The sequence below is a fragment of the Pseudomonas sp. LBUM1651 genome (assembly GCF_059716135.1).
Window position 1 is genome coordinate 2,633,258 of the sequence record NZ_CP166805.1, and the last position, 23,523, is coordinate 2,656,780.

The 23,523-nt window shown below is 59.6% G+C and carries 18 protein-coding genes and 1 pseudogene; 8 read left to right on the plus strand and 11 right to left on the minus strand.

The features are described 5' to 3' along the window. Positions 1–712: 712 nt before the first annotated feature. Entirely contained in the window at positions 713–3,322 is a 2,610-nt protein-coding gene (acnB, locus tag ACA066_RS12375) for a bifunctional aconitate hydratase 2/2-methylisocitrate dehydratase (protein ID WP_017339421.1), read from the minus strand. A gap of 567 nt (positions 3,323–3,889) precedes the next feature. On the opposite strand from acnB, the gene ACA066_RS12380 reads away from it, so the two are divergent. Then, positions 3,890–4,360 (plus strand): DUF1289 domain-containing protein, encoded by a 471-nt coding sequence (locus ACA066_RS12380; protein ID WP_084320865.1) that lies wholly within the window; start codon positions 3,890–3,892, stop codon positions 4,358–4,360. 146 nt (positions 4,361–4,506) lie between these two features. On the opposite strand, the gene uspL is transcribed toward ACA066_RS12380, so the two are convergent. Further along, the gene (gene uspL / locus ACA066_RS12385) at positions 4,507–5,370 is read right to left on the minus strand and encodes a universal stress protein UspL (protein ID WP_497699442.1); all 864 of its coding nucleotides are present in this window, start codon (positions 5,368–5,370) and stop codon (positions 4,507–4,509) included. Between the two features lie 160 nt (positions 5,371–5,530). Here uspL and ACA066_RS12390 point away from each other — a divergent pair, with 160 nt between their 5' ends. The 3 genes from ACA066_RS12390 to ACA066_RS12400 all read left to right on the plus strand — a co-directional run bounded on the left by ACA066_RS12390 (position 5,531) and on the right by ACA066_RS12400 (position 8,380). Next, positions 5,531–6,139 carry a MiaE family protein gene (locus ACA066_RS12390; protein WP_497699443.1) on the plus strand — a complete coding sequence of 203 codons (609 nt, stop codon included), beginning with the start codon at positions 5,531–5,533 and terminating at the stop codon, positions 6,137–6,139. Between the two features lie 246 nt (positions 6,140–6,385). Continuing rightward, positions 6,386–7,093 (plus strand): winged helix-turn-helix domain-containing protein, encoded by a 708-nt coding sequence (locus ACA066_RS12395; protein WP_084320863.1) that lies wholly within the window; start codon positions 6,386–6,388, stop codon positions 7,091–7,093. Next, positions 7,094–8,380 (plus strand): ATP-binding protein, encoded by a 1,287-nt coding sequence (locus ACA066_RS12400; protein ID WP_497699444.1) that lies wholly within the window; start codon positions 7,094–7,096, stop codon positions 8,378–8,380. Positions 8,381–8,508: 128 nt separating this feature from the next. On the opposite strand, the gene ACA066_RS12405 is transcribed toward ACA066_RS12400, so the two are convergent. From ACA066_RS12405 to ACA066_RS12415, 3 genes are all read right to left on the minus strand, one after another. Continuing rightward, positions 8,509–9,297, minus strand: coding sequence for a MipA/OmpV family protein (locus ACA066_RS12405; protein ID WP_497699445.1), 789 nt, complete (start codon positions 9,295–9,297; stop codon positions 8,509–8,511). A 256-nt stretch (positions 9,298–9,553) separates the two neighbouring features. Further along, on the minus strand, positions 9,554–11,803 hold the full coding sequence (locus ACA066_RS12410; protein ID WP_497699446.1) for a TonB-dependent siderophore receptor: 2,250 nt from the start codon (positions 11,801–11,803) through the stop codon (positions 9,554–9,556). Positions 11,804–11,932: 129 nt separating this feature from the next. Further along, positions 11,933–12,421 (minus strand): GFA family protein, encoded by a 489-nt coding sequence (locus ACA066_RS12415; RefSeq protein WP_497699447.1) that lies wholly within the window; start codon positions 12,419–12,421, stop codon positions 11,933–11,935. A gap of 219 nt (positions 12,422–12,640) precedes the next feature. Here ACA066_RS12415 and ACA066_RS12420 point away from each other — a divergent pair, with 219 nt between their 5' ends. The 3 genes from ACA066_RS12420 to ACA066_RS12430 all read left to right on the plus strand — a co-directional run bounded on the left by ACA066_RS12420 (position 12,641) and on the right by ACA066_RS12430 (position 15,835). After that, positions 12,641–13,525 (plus strand): LysR substrate-binding domain-containing protein, encoded by an 885-nt coding sequence (locus tag ACA066_RS12420; protein ID WP_497699448.1) that lies wholly within the window; start codon positions 12,641–12,643, stop codon positions 13,523–13,525. A 100-nt stretch (positions 13,526–13,625) separates the two neighbouring features. Next, on the plus strand, positions 13,626–14,735 hold the full coding sequence (gene aguA / locus ACA066_RS12425; RefSeq protein ID WP_497699449.1) for an agmatine deiminase: 1,110 nt from the start codon (positions 13,626–13,628) through the stop codon (positions 14,733–14,735). 2 nt (positions 14,736–14,737) lie between these two features. Continuing rightward, the gene (locus ACA066_RS12430) at positions 14,738–15,835 is read left to right on the plus strand and encodes an extracellular solute-binding protein (RefSeq protein WP_497699450.1); all 1,098 of its coding nucleotides are present in this window, start codon (positions 14,738–14,740) and stop codon (positions 15,833–15,835) included. 156 nt (positions 15,836–15,991) lie between these two features. On the opposite strand, the gene ACA066_RS12435 is transcribed toward ACA066_RS12430, so the two are convergent. The 5 genes and pseudogenes from ACA066_RS12435 to ACA066_RS12455 all read right to left on the minus strand — a co-directional run. Then, the gene (locus tag ACA066_RS12435) at positions 15,992–17,578 is read right to left on the minus strand and encodes a lactate dehydrogenase (RefSeq protein WP_497699451.1); all 1,587 of its coding nucleotides are present in this window, start codon (positions 17,576–17,578) and stop codon (positions 15,992–15,994) included. A gap of 209 nt (positions 17,579–17,787) precedes the next feature. Continuing rightward, on the minus strand, positions 17,788–18,405 hold the full coding sequence (locus ACA066_RS12440; protein WP_497699452.1) for a DNA-3-methyladenine glycosylase family protein: 618 nt from the start codon (positions 18,403–18,405) through the stop codon (positions 17,788–17,790). After that, a complete protein-coding gene (locus ACA066_RS12445; RefSeq protein ID WP_497699453.1) occupies positions 18,402–19,214 on the minus strand; it encodes an isocitrate lyase/PEP mutase family protein in 813 nt (270 codons plus the stop codon). The genes ACA066_RS12440 and ACA066_RS12445 overlap by 4 nt, the downstream gene beginning before the upstream one ends. Before the next feature lie 33 nt (positions 19,215–19,247). After that, complete coding sequence (locus ACA066_RS12450) at positions 19,248–20,330, minus strand: bifunctional transcriptional activator/DNA repair enzyme AdaA (protein WP_497699454.1); 1,083 nt, start codon at positions 20,328–20,330, stop codon at positions 19,248–19,250. 199 nt (positions 20,331–20,529) lie between these two features. Next, positions 20,530–20,790: pseudogene (locus ACA066_RS12455) on the minus strand (LysE family translocator); the annotation flags it as partial. Between the two features lie 109 nt (positions 20,791–20,899). Between ACA066_RS12455 and ACA066_RS12460 the strand changes: the two are divergent. Next, positions 20,900–22,336, plus strand: a complete 1,437-nt coding sequence (locus ACA066_RS12460; RefSeq protein WP_497699455.1) for an IS1182 family transposase — start codon at positions 20,900–20,902, stop codon at positions 22,334–22,336. Positions 22,337–22,551: 215 nt separating this feature from the next. Here ACA066_RS12460 and ACA066_RS12465 read toward each other — a convergent pair whose 3' ends face one another. Beyond that, positions 22,552–23,445, minus strand: a complete 894-nt coding sequence (locus tag ACA066_RS12465; RefSeq protein ID WP_497699456.1) for a LysR family transcriptional regulator — start codon at positions 23,443–23,445, stop codon at positions 22,552–22,554. Between the last annotated feature and the right edge of the window lie 78 nt (positions 23,446–23,523).

The window sequence follows — 23,523 nt, forward strand, 5'->3', positions numbered from 1 at the left end:
CGCCATACCCTCGCTCCGGTCCTGCTCCGTGGGCCCGCCGCCATCGGCCATCCATGGCCGGGGGCGGCTACCGCGGCATCCCTGCCGCGGTGCCCACTGCGCAGAACCTGCGCTCGGCCTTCCGACGGGGCAGATTAAGATCAAAAGCCAGATCAAAAGCCAAAGCGAGGCGCCTGATAGCCGACCTGATGTGCGTCAAGGTCATCGGCGGTGAACACCCATGTCATGCCCGCCAAAATCCACTGTGGGAGCTAGCCTGCTAGCGATGGACGTCTAGACACCGCGTTCATTCAGACCGCACGCGTTATCGTTAACGTACATCGCTAGCAGGCTAGCTCCCACAGGGGGAATGCATACATCCGAAGAGCGAGGTCGGCCAGCAGGCCGCATCGCGCTGCTGTGGCGGTAGTCGCCCCCTCGAGAGGCTTCGTTCCGGTTCTGCGCAGTGGGCAACCCGGCATGGATGGCGGCGGGCCCGCGGAGCAGGACCGGAAGGAGGGCATGGCGAGCCTTAGCGAGCCACCGAACGAAAGGGGCAAAAGCCCTTGGTTACTTGGGGCTCTTCCAAGTGACCCGCCGTAAGGGCGGAACCAATAGCCGCCGTTACCGCAGCAACGGATATGTACACCATAAAAAACCAGTCACCTTCCAATAGGTATAAAAAAACGCCGCGCATCTCACGACACGCGGCGTCTTCTACAACGAGAAAGCGTTAGGCTTGAACAACCGGAATATTGGCGTTCGCAGCAGCTTCACGGAACTCGGCGATCTGGTCGAAGGACAGGTAGCGGTAAACATCAGCCGCCATGCTGTCGATCTTGCCAGCGTATTCCATGTACTCCTCGACGGTCGGCAGGCGACCCAGGATGGAAGCAACAGACGCCAACTCAGCCGAAGCCAGGTAAACGTTCGCGCCGTCACCCAGACGGTTCGGGAAGTTACGGGTCGACGTCGACACCACAGTCGAGTTCGGCTCTACACGTGCCTGGTTACCCATGCACAGCGAGCAGCCCGGCATTTCCATGCGTGCGCCGGCCTTGCCGTAGATGCCGTAGTAGCCTTCTTCGGTCAGCTGGTGAGCGTCCATTTTGGTCGGCGGCGACAGCCACAGACGGGTTGGAAGCTGACCTTTGACCTGATCCAGCAGCTTACCGGCAGCGCGGAAGTGACCGATGTTGGTCATGCACGAACCGATAAACACTTCGTCGATCTTCTCGCCAGCAACGCTGGACAGCAGACGGGCGTCGTCCGGATCGTTCGGCGCGCAGAGCACAGGCTCTTTGATGTCGGCCAGGTCGATTTCGATGACTTCAGCGTATTCGGCGTCAGCATCGGCAACCATCAACTCAGGGTTGGCGACCCAGGCTTCCATCGCTTGAGCACGACGCTCCAGAGTACGTGCATCGCCGTAGCCTTCGCCGATCATCCAGCGCAGCAGGGTGATGTTGGAGTTCAGGTACTCGGTGATCGACTCTTTCGACAGCTTGATGGTGCAACCGGCAGCCGAACGTTCAGCCGAGGCGTCGGACAGCTCGAAAGCCTGCTCGATGCTCAGGTTGTCCAGGCCTTCGATTTCCAGGATGCGGCCGGAGAAGGCGTTCTTCTTGCCTTTCTTCTCAACGGTCAACAGGCCAGCCTGAATCGCGAAGTAAGGAATGGCGTGAACCAGGTCACGCAGGGTGACGCCCGGTTGCATCTTGCCTTTGAAGCGCACCAGGATCGATTCCGGCATGTCCAGCGGCATGACGCCAGTGGCTGCGGCAAACGCAACCAGACCGGAACCGGCCGGGAACGAAATGCCCATCGGGAAACGGGTGTGCGAGTCACCACCGGTGCCGACGGTGTCCGGCAGCAGCATGCGGTTCAGCCAGCTGTGGATGATGCCGTCGCCCGGACGCAGGGAAACGCCGCCGCGGGTCATGATGAAGTCTGGCAGGGTGTGGTGGGTGGTCACGTCGATCGGCTTGGGATAAGCCGCAGTGTGGCAGAAGGACTGCATCACCAGATCGGTCGAGAAGCCCAGGCACGCCAGGTCTTTCAGTTCGTCACGGGTCATAGGACCAGTGGTGTCCTGAGAACCGACGGTGGTCATTTTCGGTTCGCAGTAGGTGCCAGGACGAACGCCTTTGCCTTCTGGCAGACCGCAAGCCTTGCCGACCATTTTCTGTGCCAGGGTGTAGCCCTTGCCGGTGTCGACAGGTGCTTCAGGCAGTTTGAACAGATCGGTAGGGCCCAGGCCCAATTCGGCACGCGCCTTGTCGGTCAGGCCGCGACCGATGATCAGCGGGATACGGCCGCCGGCACGAACTTCGTCCAACAGAACCGGAGTCTTCATTTCGAAGGTGGTCAGGACTTCGTCAGTGCCGTGTTTGCAGACTTTGCCAGCATGCGGATACAGGTCGATCACGTCGCCCATGTTCATGTTGGTGACGTCGAATTCGATCGGCAGGGCGCCGGCATCTTCCATGGTGTTGTAGAAGATCGGAGCGATCTTGCTGCCGAAGCAGAAGCCGCCAGCACGTTTGTTCGGCACGTAAGGAACGTCGTCGCCGAAGAACCACAGCACCGAGTTGGTGGCGGATTTACGCGAAGAACCGGTACCGACCACGTCACCGACGTAGGCGATAGGGAAGCCTTGACCGCGCATTTCTTCGATCTGCTTCATCGGGCCAGTAACGCCCTGGACGTCCGGCACGATGCCGTCACGGGCCATTTTCAGCATGGCGAGGGCGTGCAGCGGGATGTCCGGGCGGGACCAGGCGTCCGGAGCAGGGGACAGGTCGTCGGTGTTGGTTTCGCCGGTGACCTTGAACACGCGCAGGCTGATCTTGTCGGCCAGGACAGGGCGGTTGCGGAACCACTCGCCGTCAGCCCAGGACTGGATCACGCCTTTGGCGTGTTCGTTGCCGTTGCGGGCTTTTTCCGCGACGTCGTGGAACGCGTCGAACATCAGCAGGGTGTGCTTGAGTTGAGCGGCGGCAACAGGAGCCAGTTCGGCGCTGTCGAGCAGGTCAACCAAGGTCACGATGTTGTAGCCGCCCTGCATGGTGCCGAGCAGTTCAACAGCGCGTTTCTTGTCGATCAGAGGGGAGGTGGCTTCGCCTTTGGCCAGCGCAGACAGGAAGCCAGCCTTTACATAGGCCGCTTCGTCCACGCCAGGCGGAATGCGATTGGTGATCAGGTCAACGAGGAAAGCTTCTTCGCCAGCCGGGGGATTCTTCAGCAGCTCGACCAGGCCTGCAGTTTGTTCGGCGTTAAGCGGCTGGGGAACGATACCCAGTGCTGCACGCTCTTCGATATGTTTGCGGTAGGCTTCAAGCACAGTTATTACCCTCATCAGTGGTCCCAAATGGGTGTCCGGGACGCTCATCCCGAAATTGCCGTACTCATGCGCTGCGTGGCGTTGTGGGCCACTTAGCCAGAATTACCGACAATTCCTTACAGAAGCTGCTTTCAAAGTTTTACGCCTGCAGAACGGGGAGCTGATGAGGGTTGGCGTAGTGCTTTTCCCCGCTGGAAAAACCCTTCGCCAACACCGTTCTGAAGGAACGACTGTGCTCGTGACGCTTTGAAAACAGCTTCTAACGGACATTGGCGCCTTAAAAGGCTGGCTGATTCTACGGCAAAAAAAATTTAAAGGTAAGTCAGGGTCTATTGGACTTTGGTGGCGAGTCGCGTTGTGGGCCAACGTGTGCGAGGCAAGGCGCGGGATGCCGCCAATGGTTGTTCCCTTGGCAAATCCCGCAACGCCGCATCGCGCACGTTGGCGCGCAACGCGGCCGTCACTAAAGTTCAATAGACCCTCAGCCCCTCAATTTTGAGGGGTGATGAATGTTAGACAAAGGGCTAACATGCCGGCCTGTTCTGCTTTCCCGTGTTTTTCTTACCTATGCCCAATCAGACCATCAAGACCCCCTGCGTCGGCCTTTGCTCCACTGTTTACGGTGACTTGGTCTGCCGTGGCTGCAAGCGTTTCCACCATGAAGTGATCCATTGGAACGGTTACAACGAGGAGGAGAAGCGCGCTGTGTGGCTGCGTCTTGAGCAGCTGTTGTCCCAGGTGATGGCCGGCAAGGTAGAAATTTTTGATCCGGCGCTGCTGAGAATGCAGCTGGAACAGCGAAAGATTCGCTTCGTGCCGCATCAATCGGAATATTGCTGGGCCTATCAGCTGATCGCCCGGGGCGCGCGGGTGATCAATAATCTGGACGCCTACGGGATGGTGCTGCTGCCGGAGTTTCGCGACTGGAACCTGCCGGAGCTGCGGGATGCGATTGATCGGGAGTTCTTTTTGCTCTCGGAGGCGCATTACCAGCGTTATATCGCGCCGGGTTTCCTCAAGGACGCCTTCGGCGGCTGAACTTCAATCCTGTGGCGAGGGAGCTTGCTCCCGCTCGACTGCGCAGCAGTCGCAAATCGGCCAATTGAAAACCGCGCCGGCCTGACTTGGGGTCGCTTCGCAACCCAGCGGGAGCAAGCTCCCTCGCCACAAATGCTCGGCAAATCTCAATGATGGGACACGATCTCCTCCAGATGATCCATGATCTCCATCGGCTTCAACACCAGCACATCACTCTCCACTGCATCCAGCACCACTTCCGCCGTATTCCCGATCAACGCCCCGGATAACCCGGACCGCGCCACCGTGCCAATCACCGTCACCGCCGCACCCAGCTTGTGCACCATGTACGGAATCAATACATCCGCCGGACCTTCCGCGATATGCAGATGGTCATCATCAATGTCGAACTCGGCCTGAAATGCCTTGCACTGCTCGCGATAGCGCGCCTCGATCGTTTCACTGAGCTGCAACGTCGGGTCGGCCGCCGACAGCATCGGTGACGGATGGGCGCTGACCACATGCAGATGAGCCTTGGCCAGACTGGCGATGTCATAGCCGTGATCGATGATGGTGTTGTGCAGGTGGCGGTGTTCATCATCGGTATTACCCACGTCGATCGCCGCCATAATCACGCCGCCCGTCCAGGGCTTCGAAGTTTTGACCAGCAGCACCGGCGTCGGGCAAGAGCGCAGCAGTTTCCAGTCTGCCGGGGTCAGCAGGGCTTTTTTCAACGAGCTGTCGGGGTAATGCTGCTTGACTACCAGCCCGCAACCTTCCGCCTGCTGCACATCGACGATGGTTTCGTGCAGGCTTTCGTTCCACGCCTGCTCGGTAGTGACGCTGTAGCCGTCCTCAAGCAGCGCCGCCTTGAGCACGCCGAGCATGCCGCTGTGGTCATGCTTGCGGTCACAGACCAGCAGATGCAAATGCGCCTGGGTCACGCCGGCAATCAATTTGGCCCGTTTGAGCGCCAGGCTTTCCGAGTGTTCGGGTTCGATGACCACCAGAATGCTGCGAATGGCTTGCATGATCGGGATCTCCATAGGGTAAAAAAGCACGGCGTTGCACAACTATAGTTGCTGCTCGGCAACCGGGGAGTTGATGCATATCAACGGTCGTGACTGGTGGTCTGGCGGCGGGCCGGTATAATCGGCGCCCTTCGTTTTGATCCCTTTATCCGTGAGCCCCATGATCCTTCCCGAAATTCACGAGTTCCTTGGCTGCCGCACCCCCGACGGCTGGGTCCGGGCCGCGCTGGCCGATCAGGAAACCTTGCTGATCGACCACAAGAACTGCGAATTCAAGGCCGCCAGCACGGCGTTGAGCCTGATCGCCAAATACCACTCTCACGTCGACCTGATCAACCTGATGTCGCGTCTGGCTCGGGAAGAGCTGGTGCACCACGAACAGGTCATGCGCCTGATGAAAAAGCGCAAGATCGAGCTGCGTCAGCTGTCCGCCGGGCGATACGCCTCGGGCCTGCGCAAAGTGGTGCGCAGCCACGAACCGGTGAAACTGGTGGATACCCTGGTGGTGGGTGCGTTCATCGAAGCCCGTAGCTGCGAGCGTTTCGAGGCGTTGGTGCCGCACCTGGACGAAGAGCTGGGCAAGTTCTACTTCGGTTTGCTGAAAAGCGAGGCCCGGCACTTTCAGGGCTACCTGAAACTGGCTTACCAGTATGGGGACGCCAAGGACATCGACCAGGTGATCGACAAGGTCCGTGCCGCCGAGCAGGAGCTGATCGAGTCGCCAGACGTGGAGTTCCGCTTTCACAGCGGTGTCCCAGCTGCCGCATAACCCGTAGGAGCACGGCTTGCCGGCGAAAGCGATCTCAGGTACGCCTTCGCCGGCAAGCCGTGCTCCTACAAATGCCACTCGCACGTTGCGATTTTTTGCGCGTGAATTGTTAAAAACTCTTAAGAGTATGAAAGATCACTGAAAACCGGCCCAAGAGGCCGGTTTTTGCTGCCCGTCATCTCCGCCCCATCACTGATTGGCGCCATAATACCGCCCACTTCACTCAAGGGTTGGCAAGCGTTCGTTATGGATAACCTGGGTTTTGGCAAAGTATTGCTGGTGGAAGACGACGAGCGGCTCTCCGGGCTGATCGCGCATTTCCTGTCGCAACATGGCTTTGAGGTTTTGCAGGTGCACCGCGGTGACCTCGCGTTGGCGGCTTTCCTCGACTTCAAACCGAAAATCGTTGTACTCGACCTGATGCTGCCGGGCCAGAGCGGTCTGCACGTGTGCCGCGAAATTCGCAGCGTGTCCGACACGCCGATCGTCATCCTCACCGCCAAGGAAGACGACCTCGATCACATCCTCGGCCTGGAGTCCGGCGCCGACGACTACGTGATCAAGCCGATCAAGCCACCGGTGTTGCTGGCCCGCCTGCGCGCGTTGCAACGCCGGCAAACGCCGGACAGCAGCGTGTGCAGCGCGCTGGAGTTCGGCCATCTGAGCATCGACCGCAGTTGTCGCGAAGTGCGGCTGGCGGGCGAGGGCATCGAGTTGACCACCATGGAGTTCGAGTTGCTGTGGCTGCTGGCCAGCGCCGCCGGCAAGATTCTGTCCCGAGATGACATTCTCAATCGCATGCGCGGCATCGCTTTCGATGGGCTCAACCGCAGCGTCGACGTCTACATCAGCAAGTTGCGCGGCAAGCTCAAGGACAACCCCCGCGAACCGGTGTGCATCAAGACCATCTGGGGCAAGGGTTACCTGTTCAATCCGTTTGCGTGGGAGCTGTAGATGCTGCGGTTATTTCTCGGGCTGTTTCTGGTGATGACGGTTGGCCTGATCCTTGGGCTGCAAACCGTCGAGCGTACGTTCGATGCGCTGCTCGACGGTCAGATGCAGCGCTACAACCGCGAGGCGGTGCGTGGCCAGGCCTGGTCGCTGGTGGAGCAATTGCGTGGCCTGGACAGTGCGGCCCGTGAACGACAACTGGAAGCCGTGCGCCCTCACTACGGGTTGGGCCTGAGCCTGGTCGAGACCGATCAACTGGCCCTGACCGATCAGGAGAAAGCCGAGTTGGCCCAAGGCCAGCTGGTGCTTCGCGACAAGTACACGCAGTTCATCTCGCGCATTGACGAAGGTTCGCAGCTGCTCAGCATCAAGTTGCCGGCCGAGCCGAGTCTGATGCCGTTCTACATTGCTGCGGCCTATCTGATGATTGCGGTGATGATCGGTCTGGTGTTGATTTTCTGGGTGCGTCCACACTGGCGCGATCTGGAAAAACTGCGCCTGGCCGCCGAGCGTTTCGGCGATAACGACTTGTCGTCGCGTATCCAGTTGTCGAAACGCTCGAACATCCGCGACCTGTCCGAACACTTCAACCTGATGGCGGCGCGTATCGAAGGCCTGATCGCCAATCAGCGCGAGCTGACCAACGCGGTGTCCCATGAATTGCGCACGCCCATTGCGCGACTGTCGTTCGAGCTTGACCAGCTCAAGCAACAACCCGATCCGACCCAGAACCGCGAGCTGATTGCCGACATGTACGCCGACCTCGGCGAGCTGGAAGAGATGGTGTCGGAGCTGCTGACCTATGCCAGCCTCGAGCGCGGCGCCACGGTGATCACCCGGGAGAATATCCAGGCCAACAGCTGGCTCGACAGCGTGGTCGGCAGTGTGGCGCTGGAGGCCGAGGCGGCCGGGGTGCAGCTGCTGATTGTCGAGTGCCGGGTGGATGAGGTGCGCATCGAGCCGCGCTTCATGGCGCGGGCGGTGATCAACCTGCTGCGCAATGCCATTCGCTATGCCGAGGAGCGGGTGGAAGTGTCGTTGGTGCGTGCCGGTGATCACTACGAAGTGCAGGTCAACGACGATGGGCCAGGCGTGCCGATGGCCGGGCGGGAGAAGATTTTTGAGCCGTTTTCGCGTCTGGACGCCAGCCGTGATCGCCGCACGGGTGGGTTTGGTTTGGGTTTGGCGTTGGTCAGGCGGGTGTCGCAGTCCCATGGCGGACAAGTGGAAGTGGCGGATTCGCCGTGGGGCGGGGCGTCGTTTCGTATGACGTGGGCGCATCTGGATTAGTTGTGTGTTGCTCTTGCGGGCCCCTTCGCGGGCAAGTCGGATCGCCGCACCGCTCGCTCCTACCGGTGACCGCGTAACCCTGTAGGAGCGAGGCTTGCCCGCGAAGAGGTCGTCCGTAACACCTCATATCAAAAGCTGTAAACCACCTGCCCAGCCAACGAAGTCTGCATCCGCCGCTCGACAATCGGGCTGTCCGCCGCCTCTTTAGCCAGATACTGCACCGCCAACACCGTCGATACATTCCATTGATCATTGATCGGCAACGACCAGGTCAGATCCGCACCACGACTCACCAACCCACCATGGGCGTCATAGGCCCGAAACTGACTGCGCGACGCCTGACCCGCGCTGACGCCGTACCAGGTGCGCATGTAATCACCGTCGCCAAACTGACTGTTGAGGCTGCCCACGACCTTGCCATGGTCACCTTCGTAAAACGGCGCACTGATGCTCAGTTTCAAGCGATTCCAGGCTGAACCCGTGTCGGGGTCGTCATCGTCTTTTTCCAGCGCATGTTCAAAACTCGCGCCGAAAATGATCGGTCCCATGTGATACGTCCCGTCGAGCCCCAGCACCGGGCGGGACTTGATCGAGCCCATGCCGTCCAGCTCATCGGAACCTTTGAACCCGGTCTTGCGATCCTTGCGCACATCACTGGCGCCGACGTAAACGCTTAGGCCAAAGTCATCCTCGTCAAACGCCCAGCCCAGACCCTTTCCAGTGTCCAGAAAGAAACCATAAGGGCTGACGATCTCCCCACCCAGCAGCGGCGCCACCACGCGCTCATCGCTGCCGCTGTAACGCGGCACACTGGCGGCGCCGGCCCGCAGGCTGTAGCGCCAGTCTTCGGCATGCAAGGAGGTGGAGGGGAGGAACAGGCAGAATGAAGTCAGCGACAGAGACAGCGAACGAAACATGGGAGCACCCGAGGGGAGATTGGATACGCCCATGCTAGGCGGGTGCCGGCCGGCAATCTTTGACAGCTTTGTCGGGAAACTGTCAAAGACTGTGAATGGGCTGAGCTGTTAATCCCCAGCGCCCTGTAGGAGCCGAGCTTGCTCGCGATGACGGCGCTACATTCAACATGCATGTAGCTGACAGACCGCTATCGCGAGCAAGCTCGGCTCCTACAGGGTGAAGTTTCGCCAGCTGATTCAGCTGATGCTGTTCAGCTTAGAAATCCCACTTGGTGGTCAGCATCAGGTTGCGCGGCTCGCCGTAGAACGTGGTGCCGTAGTTGCCCAGGCCCGTCAGGTACTTCTTGTCGAAGACGTTGTTGGCGTTGGCGGTGAAGCTCAGGTGCTCGTTGTACTGATAACGGGTCATCAGGTCCACGAGGGTGTAGCCGCCTTGTTTGAGCGACGTGCTGCCCTCGATAGGGCTGGTGCTCTGACCATAGAAAGCGCTCTGCCAGCTGACGCCGCCACCGACGGTGACCTTGTTCAGTGCGCCGGGCAGGCGGTAGGTGGTGAATGTACGCACGACGTGTTCCGGTTTAGTGGTGGCCAGCGGGAAACCGTAGATCCGTTGCTCGTCCTTGTCGCGGGTACGGGCATAGGTATAGCCGGCCGACAGGTTCCAGCCATCGGACAGTTCGCCCGCCAGTTCCAGCTCCACGCCTTTGGTGGTGGCGCCGGGGATGGCTTCAAAGACTTCCTGCCCGGTGCTGTCGGTGGTGACGTATTGGGCGATGTTCTCCTGCTCGATGCGGAAGAAGGCCAGGCTGGCGTTCAGTTTGCCTTCGAGGTAGGCCGCTTTCAGACCGGTCTCGTAGCTGTTGCCTTCAATCGGCTTCAGGGTCGAACCGGCGGCGTCCTTGTAGATCTGTGGCTGGTAGATGTTGGTGTAGCTGGCGTAGACCGAGTACGTGTTATCCAGGTCATAGATCACACCGGCGTAAGGGGTGACGACGCCATGTTCCTTGTAGCTGGCGTGGGTGTCGATCTGGCCGGCGCCCGGGTAGTAGCTGTAATCCTCGTTGTACTTGAAGGTGCTCACGCGGCTGCCAAGGATGATCGACAAGTCATCGGTCGGACGCAGGCGCGTGGCCAGGTAGGCACCGTTCTGGCTGGTGGTGCGCTCGTACTTGCCGTTTTTCGGGAAATCCTGTTCCGGCAGGTCGCCGTTCCAGTCATAAATACTGCCTGGTACATTTCCGGCGCCGGGGATAACGCTGTCGAATGTCGCGCCGGTCTGGCGGGCATGGGAGGTCATGAAACCGGCCACCAGTTCGTGCTCGCGACCGCCCAGGGTGAACGGCCCGGAGACGTTCACGTCCGCCGTGTTCTGCACGCGATGACCTTCCCAGCGACCCCAGTAAAAGGACATGCCTTCACCGGTGGCACGGTCCGGGAAGCCGCCGCTGGCCGAGGCCAGGCGCGTATCGTGATCGGTGGTTTTCTGGTTGAGATTGACCTTGAGTTTCCAGTCATTGGCCAGCGCCTGTTCCAGCGACGTGAAGTAGGTGGCCGTGTCGAAATCACGACGGCTCCAGTCGGCGCCCGGGTTGAAGCTGCGCGAGAAGTCGGTGCGGCCGCCGTCGGCGAAGTACACCGTGTTGCCGGTCCAGGAGGTGCCGCGTGGGGTGGCACTGGACTTGTCGATGCCGAAGGTCAGCAAGGTGTCGTCCGTCAGGTCGGCTTCGAGGATCCCGTAAAACAGGTCTTTCTTCTGGCTGTAGTGATCGATGTAGGAATTCTTGTCCTGGTACGAACCGACGAAGCGGCCGCGCACGCTGCCGGTATCGTTCAACGGTCCGGAAATATCGCCGGTGGTGCGGTAGCTGTCCCACGAACCGACCGTGCCGCTGAGAGAGGCCTTGAATTCCTTGGTCGGCTTCTTGCGAATCAGGTTGACGGTGGCGGACGGGTCGCCCGAACCCGTCATCAGACCGGTCGAACCCTTGACGATTTCGATGCGGTCGAGGCTGGCCACGTCATCGCTGTTGTTCGGGTTTTCACCGTAGACACCGTCATACGGCTGGTTGACCCCGTCGTACTGGAAGTTGGTGATGGCAAAACCACGGGCGGAAAACTCGGTACGGTCACTGTCGTACTTTTGCGTCGAGACGCCGGGAGCATTGCGCAACGCGTCGCTGACACTTTGCACACCGCGATCGTCCATTTGCTGACGGGTCACCACGGTGACCGATTGCGGCGTTTCACGGGGTGACAAGGCCAGGCCGGTGGCCGAAGACGTTGAGCCCGTGGTGTAGGAATGGGTGCCCTCGGTGGTCTCGCCCAAGCCTACGGCAGAAATACTCGTCGCACCCAGTTGTAGCGAGCCGTCGTCTTTGGGAGCCGGTTTGCTTTCAACCGTTTCGGCGGCATGGGCGGTGTAGGAAAGGCTCAGCAGCGCGGCAGGCAGGGCCAGTGCCAGGGGGCGCAGGGCAAAACGAAAACGTGCGGCAAGTGGGTGCGACATGGAGATCCCTTTGTATCGAATCGTTCGGTAAGTGAAAGGCTTCTGAGGGTTAACCGAACGAAAAACGCAAAGGGGAACTGCTCACGAAAAAAAGAGTGAAAAAAATCGAGGTCCGTGTTTTTGCTTTATTCAGCGCGCCAGACCCAGGCGCTCATGCCACTGCGCGATGGACTCCTCGGGCCAGATCTCGCAATGCCGATCACCGGCATGCGCCGGAACCTCCACCCACGGCGCTTTCGAGCCGAGCATCACGTGCGTGTACTCGGGTGGTACGGGTAGCGCCGTGTCGATGGATGAGGCGAAGGGGTGAATCAGCTCGGGCCATTCAGGGCTGAACAGCCACAACCCCGAGCCACACACCGAGCAGAAATGCCGCTCCGCCGTGCTGCGGTGGGCGCGTTTGTCGCCGTCATCCTTGAGCCGCGCGTGGTAGATCGCGATGGATTTGCGACCGCGCACCTTGAGGCTGGCGGCATCGCTGGCGATGTTGATCGAGTAACCGCCACCGCCCTGGGTCTTACGGCAGATCGAGCAGTAGCAACGTTGATAAGGGTAGGGGTGGGCGCTGGTCAGACTGAACGACACGGCGCCGCAGTGGCAGGAGCCTTCGAGTTGCATGGGGAGCCTCCGGTGGGCTGAAGTGCTTGGTTTCAGCCTAGAAGATTTGCGGTGTAGGTGCCGACGCCATCGCGAGCAGGCTCGCTCCCACAGGGGATCTCCAGTGTTCACGAAATCCCTGTGGGAGCTAGCCTGCTAGCAATGAACGATAACGCGGTCTGACTGGACGCCCACCGATGGCCGGGTCAGCATGAACACCTCGCAAACAGGATCAAACACATGCGCCGATTACCATCACTGGCCGCCCTCAAAACCTTCGAATGCGCCGCCCGCCACGCCCACTTCGGCCGTGCAGCCGCAGAGTTGTGTGTCACCGACAGCGCCGTCAGCCATCAGATCCGCCAACTCGAAGAGCAACTGGGTGTGTCGCTGTTCATCCGCGAAGGCCGACAAATCCGCCCGACCATGGCCGCCGGACGCCTGATGCAAAGCCTGCAGCAGGCCTTCGAACTGATCGGCGAAGCCTGTGATGAACTGCGCGATCCGTCGTCGCTGGCGGTGTTGCGCCTGGCGGTGACGGCGGAGCTGGCGCAAAAGTGGTTGATGCGTCGCCTCACGGATTTCTACGCGCGCTACCCGCACATCACCTTGCACCTCTACGAACAACCGATCGACGCCACCGCGCCGGGCGAAGACATCGACCTGGCGATCACTTACGGCACCGGCCCGGTGGACAGCAGCGCGTACTTCGTCCGGCCGTTGCCGGCATTGCAGTTCTTCCCGGTGTGCAGCCCCGGCCTGTTCAACCAGGGCACTTTGAAAACCCCGAAGGACCTGGCGCGCCACTGCCTGCTGCACGACGATCAGGACGGCAAGACCTGGACTGCGTGGCTCACCAGTCACGCCGGCGATCAACGCCCCGAGCGCCAGTTGTATTTCGCCCACGCCGGGCTGGCGCTGGAGGCTGCGGCCCAGGGGCAGGGCGTGGCGATGGGCGATAACCTGACGGCGCAGGAAGATCTGCTAAGCGGTCGTCTGGTCCGGCCGTTTACCTCAAGCATGACCGCATTGGGCCAATACGCGCTGGTGTGCGAACGGGTACGCCTGGAGCGTCCGGCCGTGGCGCAGATGCTCGAATGGTTCAATGATCAGCTGATCGATTGATGAGTTGAATTCAAGTATTCCGAAATAATCATCGTTGGCGAGGAGGGCGCCGGCGACCTTAGCCTGTGGTCATTCCAATCCCCGCTGATGAGGTTTGACCATGGCACGTTTGCTCGACTCCACCCCAAAACAAGACGGCTTCCGCCTGCCCGGCGAATTCGAAACCAAGGCCGGTTGCTGGCTCGGCTGGCCGGAGCGTACCGATGTCTGGCGCAATGGTGCCAAGCCTGCGCAGAAAGTCTGGGTGCAGATCGTCACGGCCATTTCCCACAGCGAACCGGTCACCGTGTGTGCCTCCGCCGCGCAATTCGCCACGGCGCGCCGTCAGCTGCCGCCGCAAGTGCGCGTGGTGGAAATGACCTGCAACGACACCTGGTTCCGCGACAGCGGCCCGTGCTTTGTGGTCAACGATGCCAGCGGCGAAGTGCGTGGCGTCGACTTCGAATTCAACGCTTACGGCGGCCTTGACGGTGGCTTGTACTACCCGTGGGACAAGGACGATCAGATCGCCAGCAAAGTCCTCGAAATCGAGCGCTTCGACCGCTACCGCGCGCCGCTGATTGCCGAACTCGGTGGCATCCAGAGCGACGGCCAGGGCAGCATCCTCACCACCGAACAATGCCTGCTCAACCGCAATCGCAACCAGCACCTGGGCAAGGTAGAAGTCACCCGGCGACTGACGGACTACCTCGGCGCCGAGCAAGTCATCTGGCTGCCGCGGGGTTGCAAGTTCGACGAAACCGACGGCCACGTCGACGACCTTGCGTGCTTCGTGCGTCCCGGTGAAGTGGTGCTGCAATGGACCGACAATCGCGATGACCCGCAATGGGAAATCTATCAGGAAGCCTACGACATCCTGCGCAGTACCCGTGACAGCCGTGGCCGCGAGTTGATCGTGCACAAACTGCCGCAGCCCGATGTGCTGGAATGGACCGCTGAGGAAGCCGAAGGCCTGGACCAGCAAGACAGCACCCACACCCGTCAGGCCGGGACCAAAATCTGCGCGTCTTACATCAACTACTACGCCGGCAATACCTCGATCGTGGTGCCGCTGTTTGGCGATCGCAATGATCAGGTGGCGCTGGCGACACTGGCCGAGCTGTTCCCGCAGCACAAAATAGTCGGCATCGAAAACTCCCGGGAAATCCTGCTCGGCGGCGGTAACGTCGCGTGCATCACCATGCCGCAGTACACAGGCAAAGGAGTGTAATCATGGGCCTGCACAAACTGACTCAAGCGTTATTGCTGGTGCTTGCCCCCTTGTGTGTGCAGGCCGCCGACAGCGCCAGACCGGTGGTGAACCTGTACATCTGGGGCGAGTACCTGGCCCCGGATACCTTGACCAATTTCGAGAAGAAGACTGGAATCCATGTGGTGGCCGATCACTTCGATTCCCTGGAAACCGTCGAGACCAAACTGCTCACCGGCCGCAGTGGCTACGACCTGGTGCTGACCGCAGGGCAACACCTGTCCCGGGCGATCCAGAGCGGGGCGATTCAAACGTTGAACCCGCAACAGTTGCCGCACTTTGCCGGCGTCGGTGATGAGTTCCGCCAACACATGGCGGTGTTCGATCCGGGGAATCGTTACGCCGGGATTTACGCCTGGGGCACGACCGGCGTGGGCTATCAGCAAGAGGCGATCAGAAAGCGTTTGCCAGACGCCCCAACGGACAGTTGGGCGATGCTGTTCGATCCGGCAGTGGTATCGAAATTCGCCGATTGTGGCGTGAGTTTGCTCAACGACCCCAACGAAGTGTTCGCCGCGGTGATGAAGTACATGGGGCTGGACATCAACCGCCAGAACCTTGATGACCTGAAGCTGGCCGAGCAGCAATTGGCGAAGATCCGGCCGTACATCCGTTACTTCGACAATGACCTGAACATCAGCGACCTGGCAAACGGTAACACCTGTGTGGCGATGTCGTGGAACGGCAACGTGGCCATCGCGGCGGGCCAGGCAGAGGCCGCGAAAAAACCGTTCACGTTGACTTACCGGATACCGAAGGAGGGCACGCTGATCTGGTTCGATGCCATGGTCATCCCCAAGGATGCGCCGCATCCCGAAGCCGGGCTGGCATTGATGGATTACCTGATGACGCCGGAAGTGATTGCGCCGATTACCGACACCATTCACTACGCCAATGCGATCACGGCGGCAGATGATTTGATCGCCCCGGCGATTCGTAATGATCCGGGGACGTATCCGTCGGCGCAGGTGAGGGCTTCGTTGTATAGCAAGAATGACAATGGCAAGGCGTTCAACCGCGCGTTGATTCGGGCGTTCAGTCGGTTGAAGTCCGGGTTGTGACTGGCTTGGATGATGTGTTGAGTGTGCCGACGCCATCGCTAGCAGGCTAGCTCCCACAGTGGATCTCCAGCGTTCATGAGACCCCTGTGGGAGCTAGCCTGCTAGCGATGAACGATAACGCGGTCCCACTGAACGCCGCCGATACCCGGGGTAGCGTTAATGAATCTCCATCGGCCTGCTAACCAACATCACCTTGCCCTGGATAGCGGCTAAGGCGTTTGACGTACCCCGTCCCTGTTTCGCCAGTTTGTCTTCTTGCAGTGCCTGTTGCAGAAGACCGAGGAGATTTTGCGTCTTCGAGGACGAGACAGGTGTCACGTTATCTTCATCCAGATGCCCCATTACATATTTGGAAATACGCGTGGACTGGCTTGCCGAATGGCTGACGGACGCTTCGACCAACTTACCTTTGACATAGCCGATGCTGCTCGTGCTGCTGGCCTGATCATCGATCTGGTAGTACTGATAGTTCTGAGATTGTGGGTCAGTCGTCAGTTCCAGCTTTTGTCCGGCATACAGTGGCTTATGGTATTGAGCTGTCAGATGCGATTGCTGATTCTGGACTACCTTGCGATTGAACTGATCCTGACCTTTGGATTGCGTGACCTGCGATAAGCCATATTTGAACGAGGCGAGTTCACCAGGCCGCGCAGGATTGCCGTTTACGGTTTTCTCGGTGACCGTCGCGCTGAAATCGGCGAGGCCGGTTAGAACGCTGCGGTCGGTGTCTGTCAGCTTGATCGCCGTTAGCGCCTGCGGTCCGATAACAGCGCGGCTTTCCGGGTAGCTGCTGTGCACGGTCTTGAATGCACTCTCGAACATCGACAGCAGATTTTGGTCGCCGTCGCCTCGATCGCGCGCCGCTTCTATTTGACGCAGGTAGTTCGCGAGCGCCGTGGCTTTCCGATTGCTGTCGCCGAGGATGGCGGCGTTTTTCAGATCCACGGACATGTCGAAATCGCCTGCCGCACCGCTCATGCGCACCTGGCGGTGGCTTGCGTCGGCATGCAGCTCAAGGCTCTGCGTACTGTCATCGTCGAGCTTAAACCGTGTGGTCAGGTCGACCGAGGAAAACACGTCAGTGTCGAACTGAGCCAGCGCATCCAGCTTGAGTTGCGGTGGAACGGCGGTGAGTCCCTGGATGGCCGATTCAAATCCTTCGGCCATGGCGCCAAGCGCGGCAAGTTCTTCTTTACTGAGGTCGCCACCCTGGACCTGAGCCTGCACCGCCAGCGCGTTATCCTGACTGGACAGGGTGATCTGGACGGTTTTGCCGCTTGCTGTTTTCAGGGTCAGGTTGATGCTGTTGTCTGCAACGCCACTGTGAATCCTGGCTTGGGCTGCCGCCAACTCTGCAGGCTCGAGCGCCCGCCCGGTCGATGAGCGAATGACCGACTGGGAGATGTTCTGGTTGGATTGCGCCAGCTGCAGAAGCAGTGTCTCACCCAGTCCCCGGAACCGGCTGCTGGCTGAAGCGCTTCCGAAGTTGCCACCCATGCGAAACGACACTTTGTCAGGCTGCGTGTATTCCCAGGCAAGCGGAGCATCAGGCTCCGCAATGACACCCCGGGAGGTGTAAGTCTGCGCATTGATGGTGTTGTTATCTTGATGCAAGGTGACAATCGATGCGGGGGAGGACAGGGCGTCTGTTGATTCGGTGGTAGTGCCAACGGCGGGCTGGGTGGCAGCAATCCTGGCGACCGCCAGTGGCGGCAAGGAAGAGATTGAAGAGATGACGGTCATAGCTGCTCCATGCTGAGTACCAGTAGTTTCCTACAGGGCTTGTCGGCAGGGGGCTTCATAACTTGAGGTACGAGTGCGAGTGCCGGTGGCTCTGGATGTGTGTTGACTGGGCTGACGCCATCGCTAGCAGGCTAGCTCCCACAATGGATCTCCAGCGTTCATGAGACCCCTGTGGGAGCTAGCCTGCTAGCGATGAACGATGACTCGGTCTAACGGCTGGGCACCCGCCACAAATACCAGGCAGCCACCGTCCGATAAGGACTCCACCCCAACCCGATCTCCACCATCTGGTTGCGCGTCGGCTGCACCTCCAACCCCTTCAACCGCCGATACCCCTCACGCACCCCAAAGTCATCGGCCGGCAAAATGTCCGGCCGTTCCAGGCTGTAGATCAGCAGCATCTCCACGGTCCAGCGACCGACGCCGCGCAGGGTAATCAATCGCTCGATCAACGCCTCATCGTCCATCGCCAACGCCGTCGCATAATCCGGCACCACACCGTCCAGCGCTGCCTGAGCGATGCCCTGAATCGTCGCGATCTTGCTTGCGGAAAAACCGCACCCGCGCAGCTGATCAAACCCGGTCGCGAGAATCTGTTCAGGACGCGGAAACGCCGTCGAAGGAAACAACGCCAGCAGCCGACCGACGATCGCATCCCCGGCTTTGGCGTGCAGTTGCTGATAGGCAATCGCCCGCACCAGCGATTCATACGGATCGCGAGCCGCATGAGGCTGGTGCAGGCAAGGGCCGATGGCCGCGATGTGGCGCGCCCAGTCTTCATCGATGGACGCGAGAAACGCTGTCGCTAGCAAGTAAGGATCGGTCAAGCGTTCACCGCAGGTTTCAGCAGCGCGTTCACTTCCCCGTAGGTGAACGCCTTGAGGTGGCTGCTATCGAGTTTGCCGGTTTCCAGAAAACTTTTGGCCAGGCCAGCCATCGCACCATAAAGAAACTCGGCGATACCGGAACCGGCGCTCAGGCGGCGAACACCCAGCGCTTTCAACGCTTCAGGCGACGGCAACCCCGGCAGCCCCAGTACGTTCACCGGCAGCGGGGTGCCATGGCATAGCGCAGCAATTTCGTACTCGGCCGATACGCCGGCCGCGAACAGTCCGTCAGCACCGGCCGCCTGATACAGCGCCGCACGTTCGAGCGTTTCCGCAACGCGGTCTTCGGCCGGCACCAGGCCCTTGAGGTACACATCGGTGCGGGCGTTGATGAACAGCTTCACCTCGCGGCGCTCGGCAACCTGACGGGCGATTTCGATCTTGCGGGCCAGCAGCTCGGGCGGCGACGCACCGTCTTCGATGTTGATACCGACGGCACCCGCGGCGATCACCGCATCAATCACTTCGGCAACCCGAGTCAGGTCATCGGAATAGCCGGCCTCGATGTCCACGGTCAACGGCAGCGAAATCACGCGGGCGATGGACTCGACGGTCGAGACCAGGCGTTCGAGGGGCAGGGCATTACCGTCCGCGTAACCGTGAGCCCAGGCGACTGCCGCACTGCTGGTGGCCACGGCTTTGCAGCCCAGTTGCTCGACGATGCGCGCCCCGGCGGCATCGGCGACGTTGGTGAGAATCAGCAGACCGTCCTGATGCAGCCTGTGGAATTGCTGGTCGAGCGTGTCCATCGAATTTCCTTCCTTATGAAAAACAGCGAAGAGTCAGAACGCGAGTTGTTGCGTGACCTGCACCGCAGCGTTTTCCAGCCTGAGCAGAAACGCCTTGCGCGGTTGTCCTCCACCATAGCCCGTCAACGAGCCGTCCGCACCGATCACCCGGTGGCAGGGCAAGACAATCGAAATCCGGTTGTGCCCGTTGGCCAGGCCCACTGCACGACTGGCACCGGGTTTGCCCAACAGCGCGGCGATGGTGCCGTAGGTGCTGGTCTGGCCGTAGGGGATTTTCGCCAGCTCGGCCCAGACCTGTCGGGAGAACTCGGTGCCGGGTAAGTACAGCGGCACCTTGAATTCGGTCAGTTTGCCGGCGAAGTACTGGGCCAACTCTATTTCGATCTGCTGCAAGTGATCGTTGTGTCCGGGCGCGACCGCATAGCCATGACGGTTCTGCAACGCTTCGACTTCCCGGGTCAGCGCCGGCCGGTCAAGAAACTCCAGCAGCACCAGCCCGCGCCGTTCGGCCATGGCGATCATCGGTCCCAGCGGCGTGGTCAGGCGCGTGAACAGCAAGGGCTCACTGTTGGCCGCGCGACCGGGGGTGATGTGAAAGGACTTTTGAAAGGCATCGCGAAACCCGCTCAGGGATTCGTAACCGGAATCGAACGCCGCGCTGTCGATGGAATCGCCCTGTCTGATCCCGCCCAGCGCCATGCCCAGGCGTCGGGTGCGCAGCCACGCGTGGAAGGTCATGCCGAAATGTTGCTTGAACCAGCGCCGCAGTTTCAGTGGCTCGATGCCTTCGGCCAGCAACTGGGCATCGGTCCAGCGCAGGTCGGGATCGGCGTCCACCGACTGGAGCAGCTTCTGCACCCAGTCAGGTGCCATGGCGGCCGCGTCCAGTGGTTTGCAACGCAGGCAGGCGCGGTAGCCGGCGGACAGGCAGTCATCGGCATGGGCGAAGAACTCGACGTTCTCCGGCTTCGGTTTGCGCGCCGTGCAGCTGGGGCGGCAGAAGATGCCGGTGGTTTTGACCGCAGTAAAAAACACCCCCTCGTAGGTGGTGTCTCGTTCGAGCATGGCGCGAACCATCTCGGCATGGGGCGGAAGCATCGCGTTTTGTAGGTTCATGGGTTGAGCATAGGGCGCACCGCCTTAGGCCTCCACCGGAAAATCGACAGGAAATTTTTGATGTTTGTCATCACTGGTTAGCCCCCTGTAGGAGCGAGCTTGCTCGCGATGGTCTTAAGGATAACGCGTGTTTTCTGGCTACACGCGGCGCTCTTGAATTCATCGCGAGCAAGCTCGCTCCTACAGTAAGTGGGGGTGTTCAGGCGCGGCGCGCCATCAACAGCACCGAAGCCGCCGCCGACAACAACCCCGCGCAGCACCGATTGAAAATCCGTTTGCCCCGCGGCTTGGCGAACCAGCGGCGCATGTGCAGGCCCATGTAGGCGTAGGCGCCGATGGCGATCCATTCCAGCATCAGGAACAACGCGCCCAGCACCGCAAATTGCGGCGTCACGGCTTGGCTCGGGTCGACGAACTGGGGCAGGAATGCGGTGAAGATCAGGATTGCTTTCGGGTTGCTTGGACCTAGCTTGATTTCGCCAAGGTGGGCGGCCGCTTCCGACCCAGGCTGTGTGAAAACTCCGCAATTGTCTAATTTTCCGATCGTCGAGATCGTAGCGGGGGCGATCATGAAGCGATTTATTGAAGGTGAGACTCGGACGCAAGTCACCTTGCTGCCGGAGTGCCTGGACGACTACGTAACCGAAGAAAATCCAGTCCGAGTGGTTGATGTTTTCGTCGATGAACTCGACCTTGGCGCACTTGGTTTTGAGGGCGTCGATCCTGCTGCAACGGGTCGTCCGGCCTACCACCCAGCGGTGTTGCTGAAGATCTATATCTACGGCTACCTCAATCGAATTCAGTCCAGCCGCCGGCTTGAGCGTGAGGCCGAGCGCAACGTCGAGTTGATGTGGCTAACGGGGCGTTTGGCTCCGGACTTCAAAACCATTGCCGACTTTCGCAAAGACAACGGCAAAGCCATTCGTAACGTATGTCGCCAGTTCGTAGTTCTTTGCCGCAACCTCAATCTCTTCTCTCAGTCGATCATCGCCATCGACGGCAGCAAATTCAAAGCCGTCAATAATCGCGACCGCAACTTCACTCAGGGTAAGGTGAAGGCACGCATGCAGCAGATTGAACAGAGCATTGATCGCTATCTGGCGGCGATGGATTCGGCAGATCGGGCAACGCCCGAAGTGGCCGAGGCCAAAGCAGAGCGGCTTAAAGAAAAGATAGAAACACTGAAAAAGCAGATGCAGAAACTCAAGGAAATCGAGGTGCAGCTCCACGAAAGTCCAGACCAGCAGATCTCCCTCACAGACCCAGATGCACGCTCAATGGCCACGGGCGGCCGAGGCACCGGAACGGTTGGCTACAACGTACAAACAGCTGTCGACGACAAACACCATCTGATCATTGCCCATGAGGTGACCAACGTTGGTAATGATCGTGGGCAACTGAGCAATATGGCGAACCAAGCGCGTGAAGAAATCGAGGCTGAATCGCTAACGGTGGTGGCCGACCGAGGCTATTACAAAGGTCTGGAAATCCTTGCTTGCGAGCAAGCCGGCATCACTACCTACGTACCGAAACCCCTCACATCTGGCAGCAAAGCCGAAGGCAGATTCGGCAAGCAGGATTTCATTTATCTGATTGCGTCGGACGAGTATCGATGCCCTGCGGGACAGTTACTAACCAGGCGGCATTCGTCGATGGAAGACGGCATGTTATTGCATTGTTACTACTTCTCGGGCTGCCAGCCCTGCTCAATGCAAAAGCAATGTACGACGGGTAAGGAGCGCCGTGTGAAGCGCTGGGAACATGAGGCTGTAGTCGACGCGATGCAGGTTCGGCTAGAACATGATCCAGCGATGATGAGGGTTCGTCGACAGACCGTTGAACATCCTTTTGGAACGCTCAAGTACTGGATGGGAAGTACCCACTTCCTGACCAAAACCCTGCCGAGGGTGAGCACCGAAATGAGCCTTCATGTGCTCGCCTACAACCTCAAACGAATGATGAGCATCTTCGGCATCGCAGGACTGCTTGAGGTGATCAGGGCGTGAATCCAGCCGCTTGGCTCGCCCGTTAGTAGCCGTTTGGGCTGCTGGCGCGGCCCAAACGGCATTACGAACATCTATGTAGCTGACTAAGGTAATTCGCGCTTCCGCCCGCTTATTCCACAGGCAAACCTCGCGACTCTCAGTTTTCGACGTATTTAGCGCGTTTTCACACAGCCTGGACCCATAGCAGACGTTGCCGCGCGTCGAATGTAGAAGGCTCAGCTTCTATATTTCAGCGCCTCCACCAATGCAGAAAAGGCGGGAGACGCCTGGCGTCTGTTGGGGTAATACAAATGGTAACCCTGAAACTCAGGGCACCAGTCGGCCAAGACTTCTTTGAGTCGGCCGTCATCCAGATATGGTGCTACCAATTCCTCTGGTACGTAGGCCAAGCCAACGCCATCAACGGCGGCATTGAGTACATGCATGATGCTGTTGAAAACAAGTTGTCCATCTGCCTTGACGGTAAAAGCCTGGCCATTCCTTTCAAATTCCCATGCGTAGATCGCCCCTGATGGTCTGTGTCGGATATTCACGCAGTCATGCCCGGTCAACTCATGGGGGGTTGTTGGTGCCGGGTTGCGTTCGAAATATTCTGGAGAACCCACCACAGCCAACCGCCAATCCGGCCCTATGCGAACGGCGATCATGTCTTTGCTGATCGATTCGCCCATGCGAATGCCAGCATCAAATCGCTCCTCGACCACGTTGGTGAACCCATAGTCGACGTAGAACTCCAGTGTGATATCCGGGTAGCTCTTCAGGAAGCTTGCAAGCATCGGCCGAATGCACAACTCAATCTGATCATCAGTACAGGAAATACGAATCGTGCCACTGGGCTTGTCCCGCAGCTCGCCCAGCGCTTCAAGCTCGGCAGTGATCTGATCAAAAAGCGGAGCGATCGAGCGCATCAATCTTTCTCCCGCCTCTGTGGGCGACACATTGCGTGTCGTGCGGGCCAGCAGTCGTATCCCCAGTCTTTGTTCAAGTGCCCGGATCGTATGACTCAGCGCAGAAGGAGTAATGCCCAGTTTGGCGGCGGCTTTCGTAAAGCTTTGATCTCGCGCCACCGCCAGAAAAGCTTGGAGATCGTTGACTTTGGTATTGGCCATTGCTGAGTTTTTCTCAAAACTACATGAAGATTACGCCTACTAATCAAGATATCTCTAATCCGTCAAGCTCTGTCACCT